At 65.2% G+C, this 4763-nt stretch carries 4 protein-coding genes; all 4 read right to left on the bottom strand.

Annotated features, from left to right (window positions below):
- Positions 1-106: 106 nt before the first annotated feature.
- Positions 107-1111, bottom strand: a complete 1005-nt coding sequence (locus ORS3428_RS23140; RefSeq protein WP_071100617.1) for a LacI family DNA-binding transcriptional regulator — start codon at positions 1109-1111, stop codon at positions 107-109.
- A gap of 146 nt (positions 1112-1257) precedes the next feature.
- A complete protein-coding gene (locus ORS3428_RS23135; protein ID WP_071100616.1) occupies positions 1258-2271 on the bottom strand; it encodes a zinc-dependent alcohol dehydrogenase family protein in 1014 nt (337 codons plus the stop codon).
- 74 nt (positions 2272-2345) lie between these two features.
- The gene (locus tag ORS3428_RS23130) at positions 2346-3116 is read right to left on the bottom strand and encodes an L-iditol 2-dehydrogenase (protein WP_071100615.1); all 771 of its coding nucleotides are present in this window, start codon (positions 3114-3116) and stop codon (positions 2346-2348) included.
- A gap of 209 nt (positions 3117-3325) precedes the next feature.
- Positions 3326-4639, bottom strand: a complete 1314-nt coding sequence (locus tag ORS3428_RS23125; RefSeq protein WP_172833720.1) for an ABC transporter substrate-binding protein — start codon at positions 4637-4639, stop codon at positions 3326-3328.
- Between the last annotated feature and the right edge of the window lie 124 nt (positions 4640-4763).

Below are 4763 nucleotides of genomic sequence, written 5' to 3'. Positions count from 1 at the left end.
GAAACTGTTCGCGATGTCTTCGCACACCTGTTCGCGATGTCCCCAGTCCATACACCCCCTTGTGGGGGGGTTGGCCTCCCCCTTGTGGGGGATTGGCGCTACCGCCTCACGCCGAGCTGCGCAGCATCAGTTCGGCGTTGAGCAGGATGCGGCCGGGTTTTGCCGTGGCGGACTCCTCGTCCACCCGCTGCAGCAGGAGTTCGATGGCGAGGCGGCCGATCTCGTTGTAGTTCTGCGCCACCGTGGTGATCGGCGGACAGGCGTAGCGCGACAGCGGATGGTCGTCATGGCCGGCGACGCGCAGGTCGCAATCGGCGCCGTGGCCGACCTTGAGGCCGAGCTGGTAGGCGGCGCCGAGCACGCCGAAGGCGACGCGGTCGTTGGCGCACAGCACCGTCCTGGTCGGAAAACCCTCGCCCTTCAGGATGCGAAGCGCCTCGTCGAAGCCGAACTTTTCGAAATCCCAGGACCGCACGTCCTCGACCGGCACGATCAACGGCGGCATCCCAAGCTGCTGCATGGCCTCGACATAGGCCTTCTGCCTGGCCGAGGCGTTGTTGTTGACCAGCGGCATGGCGAAATAGCAGGGCGGCTCGCCGGAGCGGCAGAGATAATCGACGATCAGCCGGAAACTCTGCCGATTGTCGGTGCCGACGAAGGATGAGGTCTCGTCGAGCGGCGAGTCGACATAGATCAGCGGGATCGAGGAGCCGAGTTCGGCGAGCACGCGGTGATGCGAGCGCACGCCGAGCGGCGCGATGATTGCGCCGGCGATGTTCATCGACCGGAACGTCCGGATCGCCTGGTCCTCCATCTCGGCGCGTCCGTCGGAGGAGAGCACGAAGGCGAGGAAGCCGGCCTCGTTGGCGATCAGCTCGATGCGGCGCGTCAGCGCCATGTAGAACGGGTCGGTGGAACTCGGGATGATGACGCCGAGGATATTGGAGCGGCGGCGGTTGAGGTTGACCGCGAACATGCTCGGCCGGAAGTCGGACTCCTTCAGCGCAGCCTCGATGGCGCTGCGCGTGTTCTGCCGCACCGAGCCCGGATCGTTGAAATATTTGGAGACCGTCGTACGAGACAAGCCGACAAAGGCGGAGAAATCCTCCATCGTTTTTATCGTCTTTGCCATGCGATTAACCCTGTCCGAACCGCTCCGCGACTGTGTACTTCGAGTCACCTTTCGGCGCAAAGACGCGGGATATCGACCCCGGCCACAGGCCCGCCTTTGCGTGAAAAGCGCCGCATCCCCGCCCCCTACTGTTGCGAGGAAAACTGTACTTTCATCGTCGCCGCGCTGCCGTCGCCCTTGGCGAAGAACGGCAGCACCTCGGCAAGCGGCAGCCGGTGGCTGACCAGCCGCGCCATGGTGCCGTCGTCGCGGCTCAGAATGTCGAGCGCCTGGGGAATGTTGCGGTTCAGCGAATGCGACCCGGCAAACCTGATCTGGCGGCGAAAGATCTCGAACGGCGCGAGCGAAATCCTGGCATCGGGCGCGCAAACACCGAAGACCAGCGCCGTCCCGCCGTCGGCGGTGAAGCCGATCATGCCCTCGACCACCCTGGCGACGCCGGTGGCGTCGGCGACGAAATCGAAGCCCTTCGCCCTTGCGGCCAGTTCCCGTGATCCGGACGCAAATGGCTCCAGCCCGAGGGACTCGGCGAAGGCAAGCCGGGGCTCGCTGATGTCGGCGACCGCCACGCTTGGCACTCCCCTCGCCTTCAGCGACAAAGCCATGAGCAGGCCGATCGGCCCGGCGCCGAAGACGAGTGCGTTGCCGGGCACGCGCCCGCCCTCCCCGACACCGGCGGCACCGAGGCCGTTCAGCACGCAGGCCAGCGGCTCGGCCAGTGCTGCCGTCTCGAAGCCGAGATCGCCGATGCCGTGCAGATGGTCGACAGCGACCAGGCTGTACTCGGCGAAGCCGCCATTCTCGGTCACGCCATAGGCTTTCAGTTCGGCGCAGAGATTGGTGAGGCCTTTCGCGCAGGCCGCACAGCGCCCGCAAGGGATGTTGGGATCGACGGCAACGCGGTCGCCGGGCTTCACCGCGGTCACGTCGTCGGCCACCGCCTCGACCGTGCCGGCATATTCATGGCCTGGAACCAGCGGGAACGCGCCTTCGCCGTAGCGGCCGTGCAGGACCTCGATGTCGGTATGACACAGGYCGGCGGCGCGCACCCGCACCAAAGCGTGGCCGGGCCTGATCCTCGGCGTGTCGAGTTCCGCCATGCCGGCAACGCCCGCGGCGGCAAATCGGATCGCCTTCATGTTCACCTCCCTCTGGAGCAGTTCACCCTTTGGCTAACCGTTCCACGTTTTCCTGGAATTGCCGTGCGGGGGCCTCAACYCATCCAGTTGCCGCCGTCGACATTGTAGGTCTGGGCGAGGATGTAGTCGCTRTCGGACGAGGCAAGGAAGACGGCGAGGCCGGCGATGTCCTCGGGCTTGGCGAAACGGCCGATCGGCACCGCCTTCGTCACCTGCGCCTTCTTCTCGCCCGGCTTCAGGCCCTGCCATTTGGCGAAATGAGCGTCGACATCGTCCCAGTGCTCGCCGTCGACGACGCCGGGGGCAATGGCGTTGACGTTGATGCCGTGCTTGACCAGGGCGAGCGCCGCCGACTGCGTGGCCGAGATGATCGCCGCCTTGGAGGCGCAATAGAGCATCGCCAGCGCCTCGCCGCGCCGGCCGGCCTGGCTCGCCATGTTGATGATCTTGCCGCCGCGACCGCGCTTGATCATCAGGTTGGCGACGGCTTTCATCATGAACAGCGGTCCCTTGAGGTTGATGCCGAAGATCCGTTCGTAGCTCGCCTCGGTGATGTCGGTTATCGGCGCCATGTCGAAGACGGCGGCATTGTTGATGAGGATATCGATGCCGCCGGATTCGCGGTCGACCTCGGCGGCGACAGCCTCGATCGCGGCGAGATCGGTGACGTCGAGTTTTCTGGCGCTGGCCGCCGGGCCGATCGCGGCCGCCGCCCGCGTGGCGCGCTCGATGTCGATGTCGGCGATCACCACCCTTGCCCCTTCGCGCGCATAGGCCTGCGCGAAGCCAAGGCCGATGCCGCGCGCGCCGCCGGTGATCAGGGCAGTCTTGTTGGTCAGCTTCATTGCGAATTCCAGTTTGCGAGTTTCGAACGGTGTCAGCGGGCGCGGCTGGCAAGGAACGCACGGATCCGCCGTTTGCTCACGCAATTCCGGACGGAAAACCGCTGGAATTGCTCAGGCGGATCCGCGCATCCTCCGGCCGCGGCAAGGGAGTTTTGCCGCTGGCCGGATGACCGGGAGACGCGCACGCTCCGTCTCCCGGCCGGGGGCCGCTATTTGATGTAGCCCGCCTCCTCCATCGTCTTCTCCACGGAGGCTTGGGCGCCGTTCAGCGCGTCGTCGACCGACTGCTCGCCGGTGACGGCGGCAGCGACCGCCTGGCCGACCTGCGTGCCGATGCCCTGGAATTCCGGGATGGCGACGAACTGGATGCCGGTATAGGGAACCGGGTCCTTGGTCTGCTTGGTCGGATCGGCGGATTCGATCGCGGCGAGCACCGTCGCGGCGAAGGGCGCCGCCTTCTGGTAGTCCGGGCTGGCATAGGTGGACTTGCGCGTTCCCGGAGGTGCGGCGACCCAGCCTTCGGTCTCGCCGACGCGCTGGACATAGGCCTTGGACGTCGCCCATTTGACGAAGGACTTCGCCGTTTCCGCCTTCTTGGTCGAGGTCGGGATGGCGAGGCTCCACGCCCAGCCCCAGGCCGAGCCGTTGGGCGTGACAGCGACCGGCGCCTTGGCAAAGGCAACCTTGTCGGCCACCTTGCTCTGCTTCGGATCATAGACGCGTCCCGCGGCGGAGGTAGCGTCGATCCACATGGCGCAATGGCCGGAGGCGAACAGCGTCTGGTTCTCGTTGAAGCCGTTGGAGCTGATGCCCGGCGGTCCATACTTCTTCATGGTGTCCACATACCAGCCGATCGCCTTCTTCCAGGCGTCGGAATTGATCTGCGGCTTCCAGTCCATGTCGAACCAGCGGCCGCCGAAGGTGTTCACCAGCGTGCCGACATAGGCCATGTTCTCGCCCCAGCCCGGCTTGCCGCGCAGGCAGAGGCCATACTGCTCCTTCGACTTGTCGGTGAGCTTGGCGGCGAATTCGGTGATCTGGTCGTAGGTCGGCGCTTCCGGCATCTTCAGCCCGGCGGCGTCGAACAGGTCCTTGCGGTAGAGCGTGAACGAGCTTTCGGCATAGAAAGGCACGGCATAGAGCTTGCCGTCGACGGTGAGGCCGCTGCGCACCGGCGCGATCAGGTCGTCATAGTCATAGTCGTCGCCGAGGTCGTTGAGCGGCGTCAGCCAGCCGGCCTTGCCCCAGATCGGGGTCTCGTAGCCGCCGATTGTCATCACGTCGAACTGGCCGGCCTTGGTGGCGATATCGGTGGTGACGCGCTCGCGCAGCACGTTCTCTTCCAGCACAACCCAGTTGACCTTGTTGCCGGTGGCCTTCTCCCATTCCGACGACAGTTTCTGCATGATGATCATGTCGCCGTTGTTGACCGTTGCGACCGTGATCTCCTCCGACAGGGCAGCACCTGCCGTCAGCGCCGAAGCGGCGGTGGCCGCGGCGAGAATTCCCATGAGCCTAGGCATTGGCATTCCGTCTCCTCCTATACGAATGCGCATGTAAAAATGAACATGCGTATAGATTTTATTGCGCGTAAGTAAGGAGGAGTCAACAGGGCAAAGGCGGTTTCGGCGGGCGCGTATCTCCCCC

Origin of the sequence: Mesorhizobium sp. ORS 3428 (assembly GCF_001854785.1) — a bacterium.
Lineage (GTDB): Bacteria > Pseudomonadota > Alphaproteobacteria > Rhizobiales > Rhizobiaceae > Mesorhizobium.
Note: the sequence above shows the minus strand (reverse complement) of the source record. Positions and strands in the feature narration are given on the sequence as shown.